This window comes from Rhodococcus sp. ACPA1 (genome assembly GCF_002300195.1).
Lineage (GTDB): Bacteria > Actinomycetota > Actinomycetes > Mycobacteriales > Mycobacteriaceae > Rhodococcus_F > Rhodococcus_F opacus.
On sequence record NZ_NSDX01000004.1, the window covers coordinates 582,762 to 600,963 of the forward strand.

The following is an 18,202-nucleotide window of genomic DNA, read 5'->3' on the forward strand; positions in this document are numbered from 1 at the left end:
CAACGCCCAGGCCACCGGCGCACGATCGCCCGATGTCACAGCCGGTCAATCAGAGTGAACCGCTGTGACATCGGGCGATCGATGGGGTGACGTCCGGTCGTTACCGACGGCGACTCACCCGTGCGAAGTCTGGCCTGTGGCGGTCAGTCGCCGACCGAGATGCTTAGGCGTGCGCAGCACGAGCGATCTGTCTTCGATGATCACGTCGGGGCAGTGCTGTTCGATGACCGTTTCCAGCTTGCGCACCTCGTCGAGATTCCGGAGCCACATCGCCATGATGATGCTGTACGGACCGATGGTGGGGGCGAGGAGCCGGACGTCGCTGAGAGTCGCCAGCCGGTCGAGTACCTGATCCATCGATCGCGCCGGCGACTTCAGGAAGTACCACGCGTATGCCGGTCGCCCGGAGTGCCGCCGTGCGACTTCCGTGCGAATCACGGCGCGACCCGAGGCGAGCAGGCTGTTCATCGATGCACGCGTGCTGTCGACGCTCAGCGACAGTCGTGAAGCGATCTCGGTCGCCGGCAGTCGGCCGTCAGTGGCGAGTTCGCGGAGGATCTCGGCTTCGTCCCTCGGATGAGCCCGCAGTCGACGAGGCGCCGGCGCGCTGTTGGCGAGTTGTTGCACGGCGGCAGCTTCCGTGGAGTCCAGCGCCCGAAGTCTCCAGCTGCGGGCGTCGGTGTGGATGCCGGTGAGTACGTGCGTGGTCATGTCCGAGATGCCGTCGAGCGATCCCATGCGTCCGAGGAGATAGTCGCTCAGCTGCTCGTGGTCCTCGAATGCGGCGGTGACGAGCAGGTCGCGGCCGCCTGTCGTCAGGTCGATGGTGATGGCTTCGCGGTCGCGACCGATCTCGTCCGCCACGGCGCGTGTGCGGCCGGGTGGGCATTTCAGCTCGATGAGCGCAAGCACGCGTTCCGCGGTGGCCGGGTATGCGGTGACCCAGGCGAGCCCCTCGGACTGCAGCCGGGACCACCGACGGGCGATCGTGACGGCGTCCACTCCGAGGATGGGCGCCAGGGCGGTCCACGGGGCCCGCGGCGCGATCTGGAGCGCATGGATCAGACGCCGGTCCTCCTCCGACAGGATCGTGTCTCTCGCGTCGATCATGTCCTGCGAATCCTCCCGCCGCCGGGTCCTGCCGGTCGTCTGCCCCGGACGGGCATTACTCCTGCAATATTAGGCGCGCAGATCCTGCATTCTGCGCGCGCTTTCCGTTCCGTGCCGGTATCCGGCGACTCGGACGTCGCACTGACCCTCGTGCGCCATCATTCCCGCAGCTCGTATGCACGAATCCTGCGTGCCGATATCGGCACTACACCTCGTAGGGGCAAATCATGAAGGTCATTCCTGCGCCGTCGGTCCGTCGGACACCATCGGGTCCGCTTCGACGGGAAGTGTGGCTACCGGCCGTCCTCGCACTCGTGATCGTGTCGGCGTTCCAGGCCGTCGGCGTCTGGAAGATCAACCTCGGCCCGGCCGCGATCGCCGTGTACCCGATGGTGTGGGCGCTCCTTGCCGGCGGGTTCGTCTCGGCGCAGCGGCGGTGGCCCCTCACTCCGCGGATGTGGGCCGTCGCCGAGTCACTCATGGCGGTGGGTGTCTCGCTCCTGGTCGCCCGGTTGAGCCTCACGCTCGGTCCCAACATCGACGTGCTGTTCGACGCCGGCCCTGCTCTGCTGTTGCAGGAAGTAGGCCACCTCGTCGGGACCGTCGCCATCGCCCTTCCCCTCGCGGTGGCGCTGCGGATGGGGCGCGCAACGGTCGGAGCCACGTTTTCCATCGATCGGGAAGCATCCTTCGCCATCGTGGGCGACCGGTTCGGGGTGAAATCGGACGAATATCGCGGTGTGCTGTCGATGTACGTCTTCGGGACGATGTTCGGTGCCGTCATCGTTGCGTTGATCGCCTCGCTGACCTCGTCGTTGGGCATCTTCGACCCGCTAGCGCTGGCGATGGGTGCCGGCGTCGGTTCGGGATCGATGATGGCGGCCGGTGCCGCGGCCATCTCCGCGGCTCACCCGGAGGTGGGCGAACAGGTCCTGGCACTCGCGGCCACGTCGAACCTCATCACCATGATCCTCGGCGTCTACGTCGGTGTCTGGATCGCCCTTCCGCTGGCAGATCGCCTGTACCGGTTGCTCACCCGTTCCGCGTCACGTCCCGCCGTCGTCTCGGGCGAGCGCACCGAATCCTCATCGTCCGCACCGATCGACGCGGCCGACCCCGCCGACACGCACGCCGCACCCTTCGGCGACGACGACGTGAAGGTCACCGTTCCGCTCTACCTGAGCGTCCCGATCGTCGCCGCGATCTGCATCGCCGCCGCAACGATCGCCGCCGGCGAGCCGACCACCAGCATTCCGATCGGATTCACCCTCATCGTCGGACTCATGCTGGTCGCGACCGCACTGTCCCATCTGACCCGCGGCAAGATCACCGCGGTCATCTGGGCCAGCGTGCTCGGCGTCTCCGTATCGGGTCCCTGGTTTCCCGGATCGGCGTGGATCGTCCACAACACCGAATCGATCGATTTCATGTCGATGTGCGCGGTGGTGCTGGGATTCGCCGGATTGGCCGTGGGGAAGAATCTCCCGGCGCTCCGGATGATCGGGTGGAAGATCGTTCCCGTCGGATTCGCCGCGATCTTCGCCTCCTTCCTGCTGTCGACCCTCATCGCCGAGTTCGCGCTCGGATTCTGGAGGTGACTCGCACGCCGAACCCCGTTCGCGAACGCGATGACACAGCAGAACACCCACGACGACTGGAAGGTCGATCACCGATGACGCGAGTCGACGACATCACCACCGCATCCGAAACGAACCGGCTCCTGAAGAAATCGGCCGCGCACACCATCACCGAGGAGCGTGAACGAATCATCGCGCTCAGCCGCGACATCCACGCACAGCCGGAGCTCGCCTTCGCCGAACACTTCGCGTGCGAACGCATCTCCACGGAACTCGAATCCGCAGGATTCGACGTCACGAGGGGCGCGTACGACATCGAGACCTCGTTCGAGGCGGTGTACGGCAGCGGCGATTTCCGCGTCGTATTGTGCGCGGAGTACGACGCGCTGCCGGGGCTCGGACATGCCTGCGGCCACAACGTCATCGCCGCCATCTCCGTCGGCGCGGCCCTCGCCCTGAAACCGATCGCAGACGATCTCGGCGTGCAACTCGTGGTCCTGGGTACCCCCGCCGAGGAGCACGGTGGCGGCAAGATCGCGTTGATGCGTGCGGGAGCGTTCGAATCGGCCGTGATGTCGGCCATGGTCCATCCGTCGAACAGCGACACCCAGGTGCGCACGTCGCAGATCGTCATGCAATGCGTCGACCGCTTCGTCGTGGAGTTCACCGGACGGGCCGCCCATGCCGCGGCAGCCCCGCATGAGGCCGTCAACGCCGGTGCCGCCGCGACCCTCGCACAGGTCGCCATCGGTCTACTGCGCCAGCAGTTGCGTGACGGGATCCGCGTCGCATCGATCACCTCCGACGCCGGCACGGTGACGAACATCGTCCCCGGGTACTCGCGCCTCGACATCGAAGTCCGGTCGCAGAACCTGGAGGAGATGATCGACGCCAAACAGCGGGTGCTGGCCTGCCTCGAAGGCGCTGCCATCGCAACGGGCTGCTCCTGGGAGCACGGGCGCACCGAACCCAGGTACCTCAGCATCCGCCAGGATCCGCTCCTCGCTCAGTCGTGGGACGCGAACATCGAACTGTCCGGACTTCCCGTGGTGGACAGGCACGACGGGTCGGGCGGTTCGACGGACATGGGCAACGTCTCACGGGTCGTTCCCAGCATTCACCCGATGATCACACTCGATGGTGCAGCGGGTCCGCCGCACACCGTGGAGTTCGAACGAGCGGCCGGTTCCGACGCGGGCGACGACTGCGCCATCACGGGGGCGACCGCACTCGCGTGGACGATCGTCGACGTGGCGTCGGATCCGGGCACGCGCGAACACCTGCTGCGCCGCGCCGCCGAGCGTCCCGCGGGCGCCACGATGGTCGACCACGACGACGACGCTCGGGCCGCCGCCCATCTCGCGGAGTAGAGGTGTGGTGACCAGCGTCTTCGACCTGTTCTCGGTCGGAATCGGCCCGTCGAGCTCGCACACCGTCGGCCCGATGAAGGCGGGCTCGATGTTCGTCGACGAGGTGAAGAACTCCGGCCTCGGCACGGTCTCCCGACTCGAAGTCGACCTGTACGGCTCGCTCGCCGCGACCGGCCGTGGGCACGGAACCCTCGGGGCGGTACTCCTCGGCCTCGAGCGCAATGCGCCCGACACCATCGACCCCGACTACGCACGGTCGCGGGTCGCCGAGATCGAGGCCGGCTCTCCACTGCGATTGAGTCCGGACTGCGAATTACGTTTCACCACTTCGGATATCGCGCTGCACCTGCACGACGCCGGCAATCGGCATCCGAATACCCTGCGGTTCACGGCCCACTCGGACACCCCGCACAGCGACCCGGCACCACCCGCCCACACGGCGACCTACTACTCGGTGGGTGGAGGGTTCGTCGAACGCGACGGCGCGCCCCGCTCCCAAACACCCTCGGTCCCCTGGCCGTTCGGCACGGCAGAGGAACTACTCGACATCTGCGTTCGCGAGGGCCTCGCGATCAGTGACGTGATGTGGCAGAACGAGTGCGCGACCCGCTCCCCCGACCACGTGCAGAGATATCTGCTCGAAATCTGGAACGTGATGAGCGAGTCCATCCGTCACGGCTTCCACACCCGCGGCCGCCTGCCCGGTGGGCTGGGAGTCGAACGCCGCGCACCCGGCCTGTACGAACGGATACGGCTGATCGGCACCGACCACTCGGTGTCGATGGACTGGCTCAGCGCCGCCGCGATGGCCGTCAACGAGGAGAATGCCGGCGGCGGACGCGTCGTGACCGCACCCACCAACGGCGCCGCCGGCGTGATACCGGCAGTGCTCAACTGGGCACTGCGGTTCGTCCCCACGGTCGGCACCGGCGATGAACGCGACAACGCAATCGTCCGTTTCCTGCTCACATCCGGCGCCATCGCGTCACTCATCAAGGGCCGGGCGTCGATCTCGGGGGCCGAGATGGGCTGCCAAGGCGAGGTCGGGTCCGCCTGTTCCATGGCTGCCGCCGCCCTCACCGAATTACTCGGCGGCACACCGGCACAGGTCGAGAACGCCGCCGAGATCGCGGTCGAACACAACCTCGGTCTCACCTGCGACCCGGTCGGTGGACTCGTTCAGATTCCCTGCATCGAACGGAACGCGGTCGCCGCCGTGAAGGCGGTCAACGCCGCAAAGATCGCGATGCACGGCGACGGGACGCACCGAGTGTCCCTCGACCAAGCCATCGAAACCATGCGCCAGACCGGCATGGACATGCTGTCGAAGTACAAGGAGACGTCGATGGGCGGATTGGCTGTCAACGTCACGGAATGTTAGGTGCGACGTAGTCGCATGATTTCTCGCCGTGACCTCGCGCCTACGGTTCCACGTAGAACGTGCCCACGCTCGGAGTGCCGAACACGTCGTGCAGGTCCGGCAGGTGCGCGGTCACGGTGACGACTACCTGGCCGGGGCCGGTCGTGACCGCGTCTCGGTCGGGGTGCTGGTCGGTGATGAACCCGGACGCTCCAGTCGAGAGATTGATCCACTGGAACTCGTATCCGTAACCATCCGGGGTCGGATAGATCTGGCCGTGTCCGTGGTGGACGACGGGGTTGTAGAACGCGCCCCCGCGGGTCAACGGCCAGCCGACAATCGTTCCAGGGACTTGGAGGGTCGTCATGCCGTCGAAGTCTGGTGGTTCGGCAGACGCCGGGACGGAGCACCCGATCCACGCACTCACCGCAAGCACACCGATCATCGATCTTCGCACTGTTCGCCTCACGTGAACTCCTCCCCTTGTGCTGATTCCCCGGATACGTCCGATTCCGGCGACGATTCGTTACGGAACGGGTTCCGGTCGTATCGAGGAGTCAGATCACCGTTCCGACGTCGCGGGCGACCAGGTGGTCCAGGGCGCGTTCAGCGACAGCGGCGATGGTCATCGACGGGTTGCAGGCCGCGGTGTTGCCGGGCATCAGTGCGCCGTCGAGCACATACAGTCCGCGCTGGCCGAGCACCCGGCCTTCGAGGTCGCACACCGAGCCCATCGACGCCCCACCGAGCGGATGCCAGGTGGAGGGGAACAGCGCGTTGGTGTCCGTGAGTAGGCTTCCCGGCCCGGCGATCTTCCGCACCATCGGATCGATGCGGCCGTTCTGGATGACGGCGTCGCCGTCCTTCGGCCAGCGCAGTACCGCGTCGTCGGTGGCCGAGTCGTACACGAAACTCCCACGGCCGTCGCTGACTCCGTATCCGACGAGCATGGTGCTGCGGGCGTCGAAGGACAGTGGTGGCATCGACGCCTGGATGACCGTGACGGCGGTGGCGGGGTCGTCCCAGTTCAAACTGCCGTAGACGACCGGGCCACCCTGCGGAGCACCGAACTCTTCTTCGAGGCTCGTCCAGACATAGATTCGGTCGGCGTTGGTTCCCCAACCGGTTCCGAGTCCGTCCGGCAGATCCGGGATCCGGCCCGTCGCCGCCGCGCGCACCAGCAACTTGGTGGTGCCGAGGCTGCCGGCGGCCATCACCAGGGCATTCGTGGTGAGGATCTTGTTCTCGAGCACGTTGCCGGACGTATCGATCCGGTCGACGTACACGGTCCAGCGACCGTCCGGGGCGCGTTCGACATCGGTGACCTGGTGCAGGGTTTCCACCGTCACCCGGCCGGTCGCTTCCGCGGCAGCGATGTAGGTGACGTCGACCGAGTGCTTGCCGCCGTTGTTGACCCCGAGGGCGCCGTCGCCGTTGGTGTACGAGGGTTTCATGCGGCCGCGGAGTTCGTCGAGCGCGAAGTTCCAGTCGATCGGCATCGGGATCTTCGACACGGGCAGTCCCGCTCGCTGCACGTTCTGCGCAAACACCTTCGCGGCCTGGTAATTCGGGCTGTCGATCAACTCGTCGGGGGCGACGGCGAGCCGCAACATCTGCGCGACCCGCGGGTAGTGAACTCGGTCCATGGTGGCCCAGTCGAGTGCTTCGGGCAGGTGCGTGTCGAAGACGGCCTCGGCCGGTTGCAACGTCATCCCTTGGTAGACGAGGGAACCACCGCCGACGCCTGCCGCGCACAGTGCGGTCATGTTGTCGCCGGGCACCGCCTCGAGCAGACCGGTGTACGGCTCCAGCGCCACCGGCTCACCGAACAGTTGCGGACTGGACCGGTACCAGAGGATGCGCTTGTCCGGGGCGGTCGCGCGGGGGAAGGTCTCCGCGTCCGGCCCCGTGGGCCAGCGCATTCCACGCTCGAGCACCAGAACGGGCACCCCGGCCTCCGCGAGCCGAAGGGCCGCGACGCCGCCGCCGAACCCCGACCCGACGACGATGACCCGGTGATCTTCGCGGGTGAGAGGCACGGTCGTCCGGCGGCCCGCGAGTCCGGTCCCGGCCTGCGCGATGCGCGGACTCGCCAACGCAACTCCCGCGGCAGCGGCCCCGGCCAGAAAGGAGCGGCGATTGAATGCAGACACAGCTTTCCCCCAGATCACAGACGGACTCACTCGGCGAGATGTCGAAAGATCAGCGTGGAGCATTTCTTTTAGCGAGCTCAAACTAGACACTCTGAGTCAGATGTGTCAAGAAGTTACTGTGACTGCCGTTACGAGCTGGACGGCATCGCGGGCAAGAGCCAGCGGGTGAGGAACCGGCGCAGGTCGTCGTCGGTGTGAACGGCGTCGTCGTCGAAGAGGACGACCGACAGCGCCAGCCGAAGTGCGATCTCCACGATGTCGTCCAGGCTCGACTCCACGCCGGGGTCGCGCTCGACGAGTGGCGCGAGCAGTTCGCGCGCTACGGGTTTCGCGCGGGACATCATGCCCGTGTCGAAGACAGGGTTGCCCCGTTCCGCCTGGAGCAGGGTAGCCAGCACCGGATGCGCGCGCACGGCGGCCCGGCCCGCGACGATGAGTTCGACGACGTACTCGCACGTGGTGTCGGTGGCGTTCGATCGGGAGTGGATCCCGCCCAGCACCTCGACGGCGAGACCGGCGATCGCCTGCGACACCAGCTCTTCCCGCGACCCGAAGATGGAGTACACGGTCTGTCGCGTGACGCCCGCACCCTGCGCCGCCGCCGCGATGGTGACCCCCTCGAAGCCGTCACTCGCGATCAAGTCGAGCGTGGCGTCCAAGATCTTCTTCCGCGACCGCATGCGACCATTATCGACGACGATCCCGATGGGTCCGCACCGTCGCTATTCGTGCTGCGGATAGGCGCTTTTCAGTTCGGTCTCGTCGGCTCGGCCGCAGCCGAATTCGCCGATGACCTGCCAGAGCCGTTCGGTGAATCGACGCGGGCACATTCCGAAGTTGACGAGGGTCTCCTCCTCCGGGGGACCGCCGAATGGCGCCCAGGCCCGGGCGAAGTCGAGGATGTCGTCGACCTCTTTGCCCGGTCTCGGCTGTCGGGCGCGATGGCGTTCGGCTTCTCGGCGTCGATCGCGCCACCGACGGTAACGCCGGACGTCCACCTCCATCGGATCCGATTTCTGCGCAGGCACGGCTAGGTGGCCTTGCCGGGCTGGATCGGGCTGTTGCTCATTTGTTCGGGCGGGGCCGACAGTTCGGCGTCCACGTCGGTGGTGCCCAGCTGCGCGAAGAGGTCGGGATCGCGCCGCGCGAGTCGCGCACCGAGCACCAGCCCGATCGCCAGGCTTACCGGTGTGACGGCGACGAGGACGGTGTTCACGGCGGGTCCTGCGGCCGTGAGCAAGTCCATCTTGGCCACGATCAACCACGTCGCGTAGCTCAACATGGCGAGGGCGGCGGCGGGCGCTACGCGCACCCTCCAGACCGAATGCCCGCGGCGGTCGTGCCAGAAGAAAGCGAGAACGGCTGCGGCTGCCATGGCCTGGAGTACGACGATGCCGACGACGCCGGGCGAATTCACCCAGAGCAGGAGCTGAAGGTAGGGGTCGGCGCCGGCTACCGCGAATCCGACGATCACGACCATCGCAAGCAGACTCTGCACGGCGCTCGCCACGTACGGCGACTTGTAGACCGGGTGCAGTCTGCCGAGGAAACGGGGCAGTACGTGCTCGCGCGACAACGCGTAGGCGTAGCGGGTGATCGCGTTGTGGAACGCGAGCAGGCTGGCGAGGATGCTCGTGATGATCAACAGTTCCATGAGCGTGCTCGCCCAGCCACCCACGTAGTTCTCGATGGCGTCGAAGTACATGGCGGCGGGATCCGAGGCTGCGAGCGCGAGCGCCTGATCCGGGCCGTAGGCCTGGATGATGATCCACACCATGAAGGCGTAGAAGAGGCCGAGGAATGCGACCGCCAGGTAGGTCGCCCGGGGGATCGTTCGGGCGGGATCTTTCGCTTCCTCCCGATACAGGGCGGTCGCTTCGAACCCGATGAACGCGGCGAACGCCAGGGTCAGCACCCCACCCAGGCCGGGGCTGAAGACGTGGGCGGGTGCGAACGAATCGACACCGAGACCCTCGGCGCCGCCCCGGAGAATCACGGCGGCCGCGAGCAGGACGAGGATCCCCGTCTCGGCGGTGAGCAGCAGGATCAGGAACCGTGCGCCGACATGGACCGATCGCGACCCCAGGAACCAGACGAGTCCGACGCCGATCAGCGACCACAGTCCCCACGGAAGGTCCAGCCCGACCAGATCCGCCATGGTGGACTGGGTGAAATACCCCAGGGCGCCGAAGATCCCGATCTCGAGGGCGTTGTAGGAGACGAGGGCGAGTACCGCGGCCGCGAGGCCCCATCGGGGGCCGAGTCCGATCGAGATGTACGAGTAGAAGGCCCCCGCGTTGTGGATGTACTTGCTCATCGCAGTGAAGCCGATCGCAAACACGCCCAGCGCGAGTCCGGCCAGGATGTACCCGCCGGGAGCCCCGATGCCCGCGACGTTCAGGGCCAGGGGAGCCACCCCCGCCATCACCAGCAACGGCGCGGCAGCCGCCACGACGAAGAACACGATGCCGGAGGTACCGAGGGCGCCACCCTCCAGCTGCGTGCCGGAGACGGGTCGGGGTACGGATTTCTTCATGAGGAACTTCTCCAGTCAGGGCACGGGCGCGGCGGCGGGGAAACCCGGGAGCGCGGATACGCGACGAGGAACTAATCGAATGTGTTTCGATTAGACTAGAACGTTGTGACCGGCGCCACAAGGGCATAATCGAATGAATTTCGATTGGAGAGGTGGGTGCACCGATGGGCAGACCTCGCGTCGCACGCCTGGACCGCGAACGCATCGCGGAGGCGGCGCTCGAACTGGTCGATCGTGACGGCGACTTCAGAATGCCGGATCTCGCCCGGCACCTGAACGTGCAGGTGTCGTCGATCTATCACCATGCCAAAGGCCGCGCGGCCGTCGTCGAACTGGTTCGCCACCGCGTCGTCCGGGAAATCGACGGATCGGCCTTCGAGCGCCTGCCCTGGGACGAAGCCTTCTCCGAGTGGGCCCGGTCGTATCGGGCAGCGTTCAGCAGGCACCCCACCGCCATCCGCCTCCTGGCCACCGAGACGGTGCGCGATCCCGGCTCGCTGTCGGTGTACCACTCGGCGGCGGCCGGACTGCGCGACGCCGGGTTCCCGGACGACCACATCATGGCCGTCATCACCGCCGCCGAGAATTTTCTCCTGGGGGCCGCCCTGGACGCGGCCGCGCCGGAGGTCATGATCGAAGCGGATCCGACGACGACCGACGATGCCCTGACCCGGGCGCTCGCCGCCGCACCCCGCGGCCCGGAGAGGGCCGAGCAGGCGTTCGAGCTCGGCCTGGCGGCTCTGCTGGCGGGCTTCCACTACCTTCTCCAGGAATGCGGCGCGGTGCAGCGGTAGCGCCGGGACTCAGTGAACCTGCACGCCGCCCAGCCAGGTTCGGGTCACGGCAAGCTCGCTGAGCGCCCGCGTGGACGACAGGTCGTAGGGGTCGACCGGCAGCTGGATCATGTCGGCCCGCATTCCCGGCCGGAGACAGCCCCACAGGTCCTCCTCGAAACCCTGATAGGCGACTCCCGCCGAATATGCGGCGAGGGCCCGTTCGAGGCCGACGCGTTCCCGCGGCAGCCATCCTTCCGTCGGTATTCCGGACGGCGTCTGGCGGTGGATCGCGGTGGCAATTCCCTTGATCGGCTCGTAGGCGGTGATGGGCCAGTCACTGCCGAAGGCCACGCGAGCACCTCGCTCGGTGAGGGTTCCGATGCGGTATTGCTGCGCGCCCCGTTCGTCCCCGATCCGCGGAATCGTCAATTCCGTCATCAGGGCGTCGAGTTGGGCCCACAGCGGCTGGAAGTTGGCGACCGCCCCGAGGGACGTGAATCGGTCGAGGTCGTCACCGTCGACCAACTGCAGATGCGCGATCGTGGCACGCCGATCACGCGGACCGTTGCTGCGGTCGACATGCTCGATCGCATCGAGCGCCATGCGGACACCGGCGTCGCCGATGGCATGGATGTGGATCTGGAAACCCAGCCGGTCGACTTCGGCCGCAGCCCGAGACAGTTCGTCCGTCGTCCAGTTGCTGATGCCGTGGGAGTGCGGACAGTCCGTGTAGGGCGCCAGAAGCGCTGCCGTGCCGGCCTCGATCACCCCGTCGGCGAAGAACTTGACCGTTCCCGCCCGAACCGCGTCGCCGCCCCGTTCCTCGACCTTCCGCCGCGTCAGGGCGAACGCCTCCCGGTCGGCCTCCCAGCTCTCCGGGGTGGCACGAAACGCGAGGTTGGCACGGGTCGACAGTCGCCCGCGGTCCGCGGCGGTCAGCCAGACCTCGACGTCGTCGAGTTCGGTCCACGCGTCCTGCACCCACGTGATGCCCGCGGCGGCAAGCATCTTCGACACCGTCGCCAGCGCATCGACCCGGTCGTCGAGGGTCACCTCCGGCACCAGTGCGAGAACCGGATTGATCGCACCCCATTCACGCAGAGTGCCGAGCAGCTCACCGTCGGCGGTTCGCACGATCTCTCCGCCTGCCGGGTCCGGGGTGTCCCGAGTCAGTCCGGCACACCGCAGCGCCGCACTGTTGACCCACGCGGTGTGATGGTCCATCGTGCGCAGGACCACCGACCGGTCCGGCACCACACTGTCGAGCCACCGGGCCTCGAAGCGCCCGCCCTCGGCGAGCGTCGGTGAAACCCCGTCCCCGAATACGCAACCGGCTCCGGGATTCTCGTCCGCCCACCGGCGCACCTCGCGCAGGACCTCGTCGATGCTTCCGCAGTCGCGGATCGAGGCACCGCGCAATCCGAGCCCGCCCATCAGCGGGTGGACGTGCCCGTCGCCGAACGACGGCAACAACGCGCCCCCACGCAGGTCGATCAGTTCGGTGCGGCTCGACTGCATGGCACGAGCCCGCTCCCCCAGCGCGACCACGCGGCCGCCGGCCACGGCGAGCGCGTCGGTGACCGGCCGGTCGGGATCACCGGTGCGCACCGCGCCTCCAACGACGAGCAGTTCGGCGTCCACGGCACCTCCTTCAATTAATCGAATATGATTCGATTAAGCTAGGTCGTGCTCGGGCCGGCGTCAAGAGTTGCCCGGTCGCGGGGCGGAAACGGAGAGTTCAGCCGCCCTCTTGCGAATCGTAGACCGGTCGTATACAACTGGTGTACGGCCTTTTCGTGATCGGCTTCACAGTCGGATGAGGCAAGAAAAAAAGCGGGCTCGGCAGCTGTTGGAGCAGCCACCGAGCCCAGGCAGCACCATCTGCGCGACCGTTCGAGTCGCCTACTTGGAGGTAGGCGCAAGGACGTGCAGCTCGTCACGTAGCGACGATTCGACCTAGGAGTCGACTATGGCAACCGCCAACAACAAATCTATCAATCGCAGACCCCACACCAGCCTGCCCGTCATTGCAGGTTCGAGCCTCGCCGGTACCGCAGTCGAGTGGTACGACTTCTTCCTGTACGGAACAGCGGCGGCGCTGGTGTTCAACAAGCTGTTCTTCCCCACCGAGGATCCCCTGGTGGGAACCATGCTCGCGTTCGCCACCTACGCGGTCGGCTTCGTGGCGCGTCCCCTCGGTGCCGCAGTACTCGGGCACTACGGGGACGTCAAGGGCCGGCGGGCCACCCTGATCGCCAGCCTGATGCTCATGGGAGTGTCGACCTTCCTCATCGCCTTCCTGCCCACCTACGCGTCCATCGGCGTCGCCGCACCGTTGATCCTGGTGCTTCTGCGGCTGGTGCAGGGCTTCGCCCTCGGTGGCGAATGGGGTGGCGCAGTCCTGCTGGTCTCCGAACACGGCGATTCGAAGAGACGGGCGTTCTGGTCCGCCTGGCCGAATCTCGGTCCGCCGCTGGGCAACCTGCTGGCGGCCGGGGTGCTCGCCGTCCTCGGTTCGACGCTGTCGGAGGACGCGTTCCTGTCCTGGGGTTGGCGGATCGCCTTCGGGTTGTCGGCCCTGCTGGTGATCATCGGTCTGGTGCTGCGGCTGTACGTCGCGGAGACCCCGCTGTTCGAGCAGTCCCGGGAAACCGCGACCGCCGAGAAGACGGGCATGCCGCTCGCCGCGGCCGTCCGGGGACACTGGCGCCAGATCCTCCTCGCGGCCTTCACCCGCTTCGGCGAGAACGCCGGCTTCTACATCTTCTCGCTGTTCGTCATCACCTACATCACCCAGATCCTCGAACTCGAGCGCAGCACCGGATTGAACGCCGTCATGATCGGCATGGTCGTCGCCCTGGTGACGATCCCGATGTTCGCCGTGCTCGCCGACCGGATCGGCCGGCGACCGATCTACATCGGCGCGTCCGCCGCCACCATCGTGTGGGCGTTCGTGTTCTTCGCGCTGCTGGACACGAAGAATCCGGCGGCGATCACCCTCGCGGTGTCGGTGGGACTGCTGATCTTCGCGGCCTACAGCGCCGTGATCGGCGCGTTCTTCTCCGAACTGTTTCCCACCGAGGTCCGGTACTCCGGGGTGTCGCTGGCCTACAACCTCGCGTCCGTCCTGGCCGGCTCGCTGGCCCCGATCATCGCGATCGCGCTCTACACCCGGTTCGGCACCGGATACGCCATCGGTGCCTATCTCGCAGCCATGGGAGTCATCTCCCTGATCGCCTCACTCCTCGCGCGGGAAACGCAGTCCGTGGATCTCGCGGCCGTGGGCGACGAGGCCATCTCCCGGACACCGGAAACGCCGGCGTCCGTCCACTACTGACTCTCCTCGAAGGGGCAAGCCATGACGACATCGAAGACCACCGGAGCAACGGCGCCGGAGCTGGCCTACGAGTGGCTGAAGAACACCATCGTCACCCTGCCCCGCGACGAGGAGATGTTTTTGTCCGAAGCGCAGGTCGCCGCGTCCTCCGGAATCTCCCGAACCCCCGTGCGCGAGGCGCTGTTACGCCTCGAGGCCGAAGGCTTCATCCGGCGAGTGCCCCACAAGGGCGCCTTCATCCCGGCCCTGTCCGACAGCGACGTCGAAGCCATCATGCAGGCCCGCCGGGTGGTCGAGGAATGGTCGGTCACCGAAGTGGCGCCCCAGCCGGGCCTGGTACCGGACCGGCTCCGCATTCTCCTGGACCTCCAGGAGAACGACACCGACCCGGTCGACTTCATCGCGCACGACCTCGAATTCCACACGGCCATCATCCGCGCGGCCGGCAACCCTCTGATGAACAATTTCTACAGCTCACTGCGGGACCGTCAGATGCGGATGGGAATCCGCATCGTGATGGCCGACGAAACCCGTAAGAAGCAGGTCCTCGTCGAGCACCGCGCCATCGCCGACGCGATCGCGGCAGGCGATCCCCACGCCGCGGTACAGGCGGTGCGGGAACACCTCGACACCACCCTGCAGTCAATGAAACGGCCGAACATCTAACGGCACGAAGGAAACCCATGAAGATAGCCCTGGCTCAACTGGCCAGCCCCGATTCCGAGACCCCCGCGCATCGACTCGAGCGCGTACGCAACCTCCTGACCGGACTCGACGAACGAGTCGACCTGATCGTTCTGCCCGAGCTGTGGCGCGTCGGATACAACCACTTCGACGACTACTCCACAGCCGCGGAAACCCTCGACGGCGGTACCGTCCAGGTTCTGGCGGCCGTCGCCGTCGAACGGCAGTGCTACATCCACGCCGGCAGCATCGTCGAACAGGGCGAAGAGGGCAGGCTGCACAACACCGCAGTCCTGATCGGCCCGGACGGACAGATCCACCACCACTACAGCAAAGTTCACGTGTTCGGATACGACTCCCTCGAAGCGCAGCTCCTGCAGCCGGGGACGCAGATCCACACCACCGACACGCCGTTCGGCCCGATCGCCGCCACCACCTGCTACGACCTGCGGTTCCCCGGATTGTGGACCGAATTGGTCGCCGCCGGAGCGCAACTCGTCATCGTGCCCGCCGCGTGGCCGAAAGCCCGCAAGGAGCACTGGCGGCTGCTGACCTCGGCCCGCGCCGTCGACAACCAGGTCTTCGTGATCGCCTGCAACGCCACCGGCACACACAATTCGGTCGAACTCGGCGGGCACAGCCGGATCGTCGACCCGTGGGGGACGGTGATCGCCGAGGCGGATTCGTCCGAGGGCATCACCATCGCCGAGATCGACCCCACCGTGGTCGACCGCACCCGCGCCGAGTTCCCGGTCCTGAAGGACCGGCTCGGCGACTACAGCTTCCTCAACCGCAGAAAGGTCCTTTCATGACCGGCGCCACCACGGAGGTGCTCACCTTCGAAACCCTCGATTCCTCCGAGATCCTGCGATTCGGCGGCGGCCGAACCCTGGTCGCCGGGTACACCGGCCGGGACGAAGCAGCGGTGCAACATCACATCGACGAACTCGCCGCCATCGGAGTCGCACCGCCGGCACAGGTGCCGATGTTCTACCCCGTCGAGATCGCGACGATCACGACCGCGACGCAGGCCCCCGTCACCGGCGCGCACACCTCGGGCGAGGTCGAGCCCGTGATCCTGAGGCACGGCGGGCGGTACTACCTCGGTGTCGGCTCCGACCACACCGACCGCCAACTCGAGACCGTCGACATCGGCGATTCGAAGCGGGCGTGCCCGAAGCCGGTAGGCCCGGCCGTCGTCGAGATCGAGGACTGGGCGTCGTTCGACTGGGACGCGTGCCGGGCCCGATCGTGGGTCGACGGGGTCCTGTATCAGGACGGCACCCTGGCCAATCTCCGTACACCGCACAACCTTCTGCAGATCTTCGCCGACCGGCTCGGCGACACCGGCGAGGACCTGCTCTGCTTCGCAGGCACCCTGCCGCTGCTCGACGGCAACTTCACCCCCGGCCACCGGTGGGACCTCGAACTCACCCTGCCCGACGGCCGAACCCTGACCCACTCCTACACCACCGAAGGACACTGACATGCGCACCGGAGCCGACTACCTGGCCTCCCTGAACGACGGGCGAGTAGTGCTCGTCGACGGGGAGAAGATCGACGACGTCACCACCCATCCGGCTTTCGCTCCCGTGACCCGGACGATTGCCGAGATGTTCGATCTGGCCGCGGACGAGGCCAACGGCATGCAGTACGTCGCACCCGAAACCGGGAACGCGGCCAACCGGGTGTTCTCGATTCCACGGTCGCGGGAGGAGCTCGCGCAGCGGCGGGAGGCGATCGAGCGGTGGGCGAAGCACACGCACGGATGGATCGGTCGTAGCCCCGATCATGTGGGAACGTTCCTTGCCGCGTTCGCCGCGCATCCCGAGGTGTTCGCGGCCGAGGGTGGGCACGACTTCGGGGCGAACGTGTCCGAGTTGTACCGGCGCCTGCTCGACGAGAACCTCTACGTCTCGTACGCGATCATCCCGCCACAGGTCTCACGCGCGACGACGGCGTCGGGCTGGGAGGGCGAGTACCTGCAGGCCGGCGTGGTCGAGGAGACCCCCGAGGGTCTGGTCATCCGTGGTTCGCAGATGCTCGCCACCGGCGGAGCGATCGCCGACGAAATCTTCGTCTCGTGCATCAAGCCGCTCGGCCCGGACGACAAGGACTTCGCCGTCGGGTTCGTGGTCCCGACCAACGCCCCCGGTCTCAAGCAGTACGTCCGCCGCCCGTACATTCCGGCCGCGACGAGCTCGTTCGACTACCCACTGACCTGCCGCTACGACGAGCCCGATTCGCTCCTCGTCTTCGACGACGTCCTCGTGCCGTGGGACCGAGTGTTCGTCGACCGCGACACCACCGGTGTCCGCCGTCAGTTCTTCGAGACGGGCGCCCACGTTCTCGGCAACTGGCAGGCGCAGATTCGCTTCGCGACGAAGCTCGAATTCATTGCCGGCGTTGCGCGTCGGGTCACCCAGGTCAACGGGGTGGACAAGATCCCCAGCGTTCAGGAGAAGCTCGGCGAGCTCGCCGCACTCGTCAGCGGAGTCCGTTCCGCGGTGCTGGCCGCCGAGTACACCGCCGAGCCGGATTCGGCCGGAATGTGGTTGCCGGGCAGGCAGGCTCTGTATGGGTCGATGGGTCTGCAGTCGGAGATCTACCCGCGGGTGATCGCGATCCTGCGCGACCTCGTCGGCGGCGGTGTGCTGCAACTCCCGTCGAGCGTCAAGGACCTCAGCAGCCCGTTGACGTCCCGGGACATCGAACACTACGTCCAGTCCCCCGGTGTGCCGTCCGAGGAGCGCGTCAAGCTCTTCAAGCTGGCCTGGGACATCATCGGCTCCGAATTCGCCGGACGACACCAGCAGTACGAGATGTTCTACGCGGGTGCCCCTTTCGTGGTGAAGGGCGCGTACACGTATCGCAACTACGACTACGACAGCGCCGTCGCGGCAGTGCAGCAGTTCACCGACGGCTACAAAGCGGAAAGCGAGTAAACCATCATGGCCAAGCCTGAATTCGAATTCTTCCCGGTCACCGACGTCCAGTGGACGGTATGTCCGGGTGACGATCCGAAGATCACCGAACGCATCCTCGCCAAGGACCCGGAAGGCAACGTCGCCACCCGGATCCTGCGCTACGAACCCGGCGCCGACTCGACGCCGATGGGCGTGCAGAAACACGACTTCTGGGAGGAGGTCTACATCCTCGAGGGGTCGTTCACCGATCTGACCCTCGGCGAGACGTTCACCGCGGGGATGTACGCCTGCCGACCGCCGGGTATGCCGCACGGCCCCTGGAGCACGGACGAGGGCGTTGTCACCTTCGAAGTCCGGTACCACAGTAAGTAG

The 18,202-nt window shown here is 66.8% G+C and carries 17 protein-coding genes; 10 read left to right on the top strand and 7 right to left on the bottom strand.

Annotated elements, in window-relative coordinates; genetic code table 11:
* Window positions 1-114 precede the first annotated feature (114 nt).
* Entirely contained in the window at window positions 115-1,110 is a 996-nt protein-coding gene (locus CJ177_RS20630) for an Lrp/AsnC family transcriptional regulator (protein ID WP_095868479.1), read from the bottom strand.
* 227 nt (window positions 1,111-1,337) lie between these two features.
* Here CJ177_RS20630 and CJ177_RS20635 point away from each other — a divergent pair, with 227 nt between their 5' ends.
* From CJ177_RS20635 to CJ177_RS20645, 3 genes are all read left to right on the top strand, one after another.
* Window positions 1,338-2,708: a DUF3100 domain-containing protein gene (locus tag CJ177_RS20635; RefSeq protein WP_061042083.1), complete on the top strand. Its 1,371-nt coding sequence runs from the start codon at window positions 1,338-1,340 to the stop codon at window positions 2,706-2,708.
* Window positions 2,709-2,782: 74 nt separating this feature from the next.
* A complete protein-coding gene (locus tag CJ177_RS20640) occupies window positions 2,783-4,057 on the top strand; it encodes an amidohydrolase (RefSeq protein WP_257014606.1) in 1,275 nt (424 codons plus the stop codon).
* A gap of 4 nt (window positions 4,058-4,061) precedes the next feature.
* On the top strand, window positions 4,062-5,438 hold the full coding sequence (locus tag CJ177_RS20645; RefSeq protein WP_095868480.1) for an L-serine ammonia-lyase: 1,377 nt from the start codon (window positions 4,062-4,064) through the stop codon (window positions 5,436-5,438).
* 40 nt (window positions 5,439-5,478) lie between these two features.
* On the opposite strand, the gene CJ177_RS20650 is transcribed toward CJ177_RS20645, so the two are convergent.
* The 5 genes from CJ177_RS20650 to CJ177_RS20670 form a co-directional block, all read right to left on the bottom strand.
* On the bottom strand, window positions 5,479-5,784 hold the full coding sequence (locus CJ177_RS20650) for a hypothetical protein (RefSeq protein ID WP_143548697.1): 306 nt from the start codon (window positions 5,782-5,784) through the stop codon (window positions 5,479-5,481).
* Window positions 5,785-5,974: 190 nt separating this feature from the next.
* Window positions 5,975-7,570 carry a GMC oxidoreductase gene (locus CJ177_RS20655; RefSeq protein ID WP_095868482.1) on the bottom strand — a complete coding sequence of 532 codons (1,596 nt, stop codon included), beginning with the start codon at window positions 7,568-7,570 and terminating at the stop codon, window positions 5,975-5,977.
* Between the two features lie 128 nt (window positions 7,571-7,698).
* Window positions 7,699-8,250 carry a TetR/AcrR family transcriptional regulator gene (locus CJ177_RS20660; protein ID WP_095868483.1) on the bottom strand — a complete coding sequence of 184 codons (552 nt, stop codon included), beginning with the start codon at window positions 8,248-8,250 and terminating at the stop codon, window positions 7,699-7,701.
* A 42-nt stretch (window positions 8,251-8,292) separates the two neighbouring features.
* On the bottom strand, window positions 8,293-8,598 hold the full coding sequence (locus CJ177_RS20665; RefSeq protein ID WP_095868484.1) for a hypothetical protein: 306 nt from the start codon (window positions 8,596-8,598) through the stop codon (window positions 8,293-8,295).
* 2 nt (window positions 8,599-8,600) lie between these two features.
* Window positions 8,601-10,106 (bottom strand): APC family permease, encoded by a 1,506-nt coding sequence (locus tag CJ177_RS20670; protein WP_095868485.1) that lies wholly within the window; start codon window positions 10,104-10,106, stop codon window positions 8,601-8,603.
* Window positions 10,107-10,270: 164 nt separating this feature from the next.
* On the opposite strand from CJ177_RS20670, the gene CJ177_RS20675 reads away from it, so the two are divergent.
* On the top strand, window positions 10,271-10,900 hold the full coding sequence (locus CJ177_RS20675; RefSeq protein ID WP_095868486.1) for a TetR/AcrR family transcriptional regulator: 630 nt from the start codon (window positions 10,271-10,273) through the stop codon (window positions 10,898-10,900).
* 9 nt (window positions 10,901-10,909) lie between these two features.
* Here the strand turns inward: CJ177_RS20675 and CJ177_RS20680 are convergent, their stop codons facing one another.
* Complete coding sequence (locus CJ177_RS20680; protein WP_095868487.1) at window positions 10,910-12,523, bottom strand: amidohydrolase; 1,614 nt, start codon at window positions 12,521-12,523, stop codon at window positions 10,910-10,912.
* A gap of 328 nt (window positions 12,524-12,851) precedes the next feature.
* Here CJ177_RS20680 and CJ177_RS20685 point away from each other — a divergent pair, with 328 nt between their 5' ends.
* Genes CJ177_RS20685 through CJ177_RS20710 form a run of 6 tightly spaced genes read left to right on the top strand, consistent with a single transcriptional unit; the run spans window position 12,852 to window position 18,202 of the window.
* A complete protein-coding gene (locus CJ177_RS20685; protein WP_095868488.1) occupies window positions 12,852-14,219 on the top strand; it encodes an MFS transporter in 1,368 nt (455 codons plus the stop codon).
* 21 nt (window positions 14,220-14,240) lie between these two features.
* On the top strand, window positions 14,241-14,885 hold the full coding sequence (locus CJ177_RS20690; protein WP_005237829.1) for a GntR family transcriptional regulator: 645 nt from the start codon (window positions 14,241-14,243) through the stop codon (window positions 14,883-14,885).
* A 17-nt stretch (window positions 14,886-14,902) separates the two neighbouring features.
* Window positions 14,903-15,715, top strand: a complete 813-nt coding sequence (locus CJ177_RS20695) for a carbon-nitrogen family hydrolase (RefSeq protein ID WP_095868489.1) — start codon at window positions 14,903-14,905, stop codon at window positions 15,713-15,715.
* The gene (locus CJ177_RS20700) at window positions 15,712-16,389 is read left to right on the top strand and encodes a DUF2848 domain-containing protein (protein ID WP_095868490.1); all 678 of its coding nucleotides are present in this window, start codon (window positions 15,712-15,714) and stop codon (window positions 16,387-16,389) included. The genes CJ177_RS20695 and CJ177_RS20700 overlap by 4 nt, the downstream gene beginning before the upstream one ends.
* A gap of 1 nt (window position 16,390) precedes the next feature.
* Window positions 16,391-17,848, top strand: a complete 1,458-nt coding sequence (locus tag CJ177_RS20705) for a pyrrole-2-carboxylate monooxygenase subunit (protein ID WP_095868491.1) — start codon at window positions 16,391-16,393, stop codon at window positions 17,846-17,848.
* A 6-nt stretch (window positions 17,849-17,854) separates the two neighbouring features.
* Window positions 17,855-18,202: a cupin domain-containing protein gene (locus CJ177_RS20710; RefSeq protein ID WP_005237833.1), complete on the top strand. Its 348-nt coding sequence runs from the start codon at window positions 17,855-17,857 to the stop codon at window positions 18,200-18,202.

Coding starts and splice junctions, on each gene's coding strand:
- CJ177_RS20630 (WP_095868479.1), bottom strand. CDS start 1,110: ATGATCGACGCGAGAGACACGATCCTGTCGGAGGAGGACCGGCGTCTG.
- CJ177_RS20635 (WP_061042083.1), top strand. CDS start 1,338: ATGAAGGTCATTCCTGCGCCGTCGGTCCGTCGGACACCATCGGGTCCG.
- CJ177_RS20640 (WP_257014606.1), top strand. CDS start 2,783: ATGACGCGAGTCGACGACATCACCACCGCATCCGAAACGAACCGGCTC.
- CJ177_RS20650 (WP_143548697.1), bottom strand. CDS start 5,784: ATGACGACCCTCCAAGTCCCTGGAACGATTGTCGGCTGGCCGTTGACC.
- CJ177_RS20660 (WP_095868483.1), bottom strand. CDS start 8,250: ATGCGGTCGCGGAAGAAGATCTTGGACGCCACGCTCGACTTGATCGCG.
- CJ177_RS20670 (WP_095868485.1), bottom strand. CDS start 10,106: ATGAAGAAATCCGTACCCCGACCCGTCTCCGGCACGCAGCTGGAGGGT.
- CJ177_RS20675 (WP_095868486.1), top strand. CDS start 10,271: ATGGGCAGACCTCGCGTCGCACGCCTGGACCGCGAACGCATCGCGGAG.
- CJ177_RS20685 (WP_095868488.1), top strand. CDS start 12,852: ATGGCAACCGCCAACAACAAATCTATCAATCGCAGACCCCACACCAGC.
- CJ177_RS20690 (WP_005237829.1), top strand. CDS start 14,241: ATGACGACATCGAAGACCACCGGAGCAACGGCGCCGGAGCTGGCCTAC.
- CJ177_RS20695 (WP_095868489.1), top strand. CDS start 14,903: ATGAAGATAGCCCTGGCTCAACTGGCCAGCCCCGATTCCGAGACCCCC.
- CJ177_RS20700 (WP_095868490.1), top strand. CDS start 15,712: ATGACCGGCGCCACCACGGAGGTGCTCACCTTCGAAACCCTCGATTCC.
- CJ177_RS20705 (WP_095868491.1), top strand. CDS start 16,391: ATGCGCACCGGAGCCGACTACCTGGCCTCCCTGAACGACGGGCGAGTA.
- CJ177_RS20710 (WP_005237833.1), top strand. CDS start 17,855: ATGGCCAAGCCTGAATTCGAATTCTTCCCGGTCACCGACGTCCAGTGG.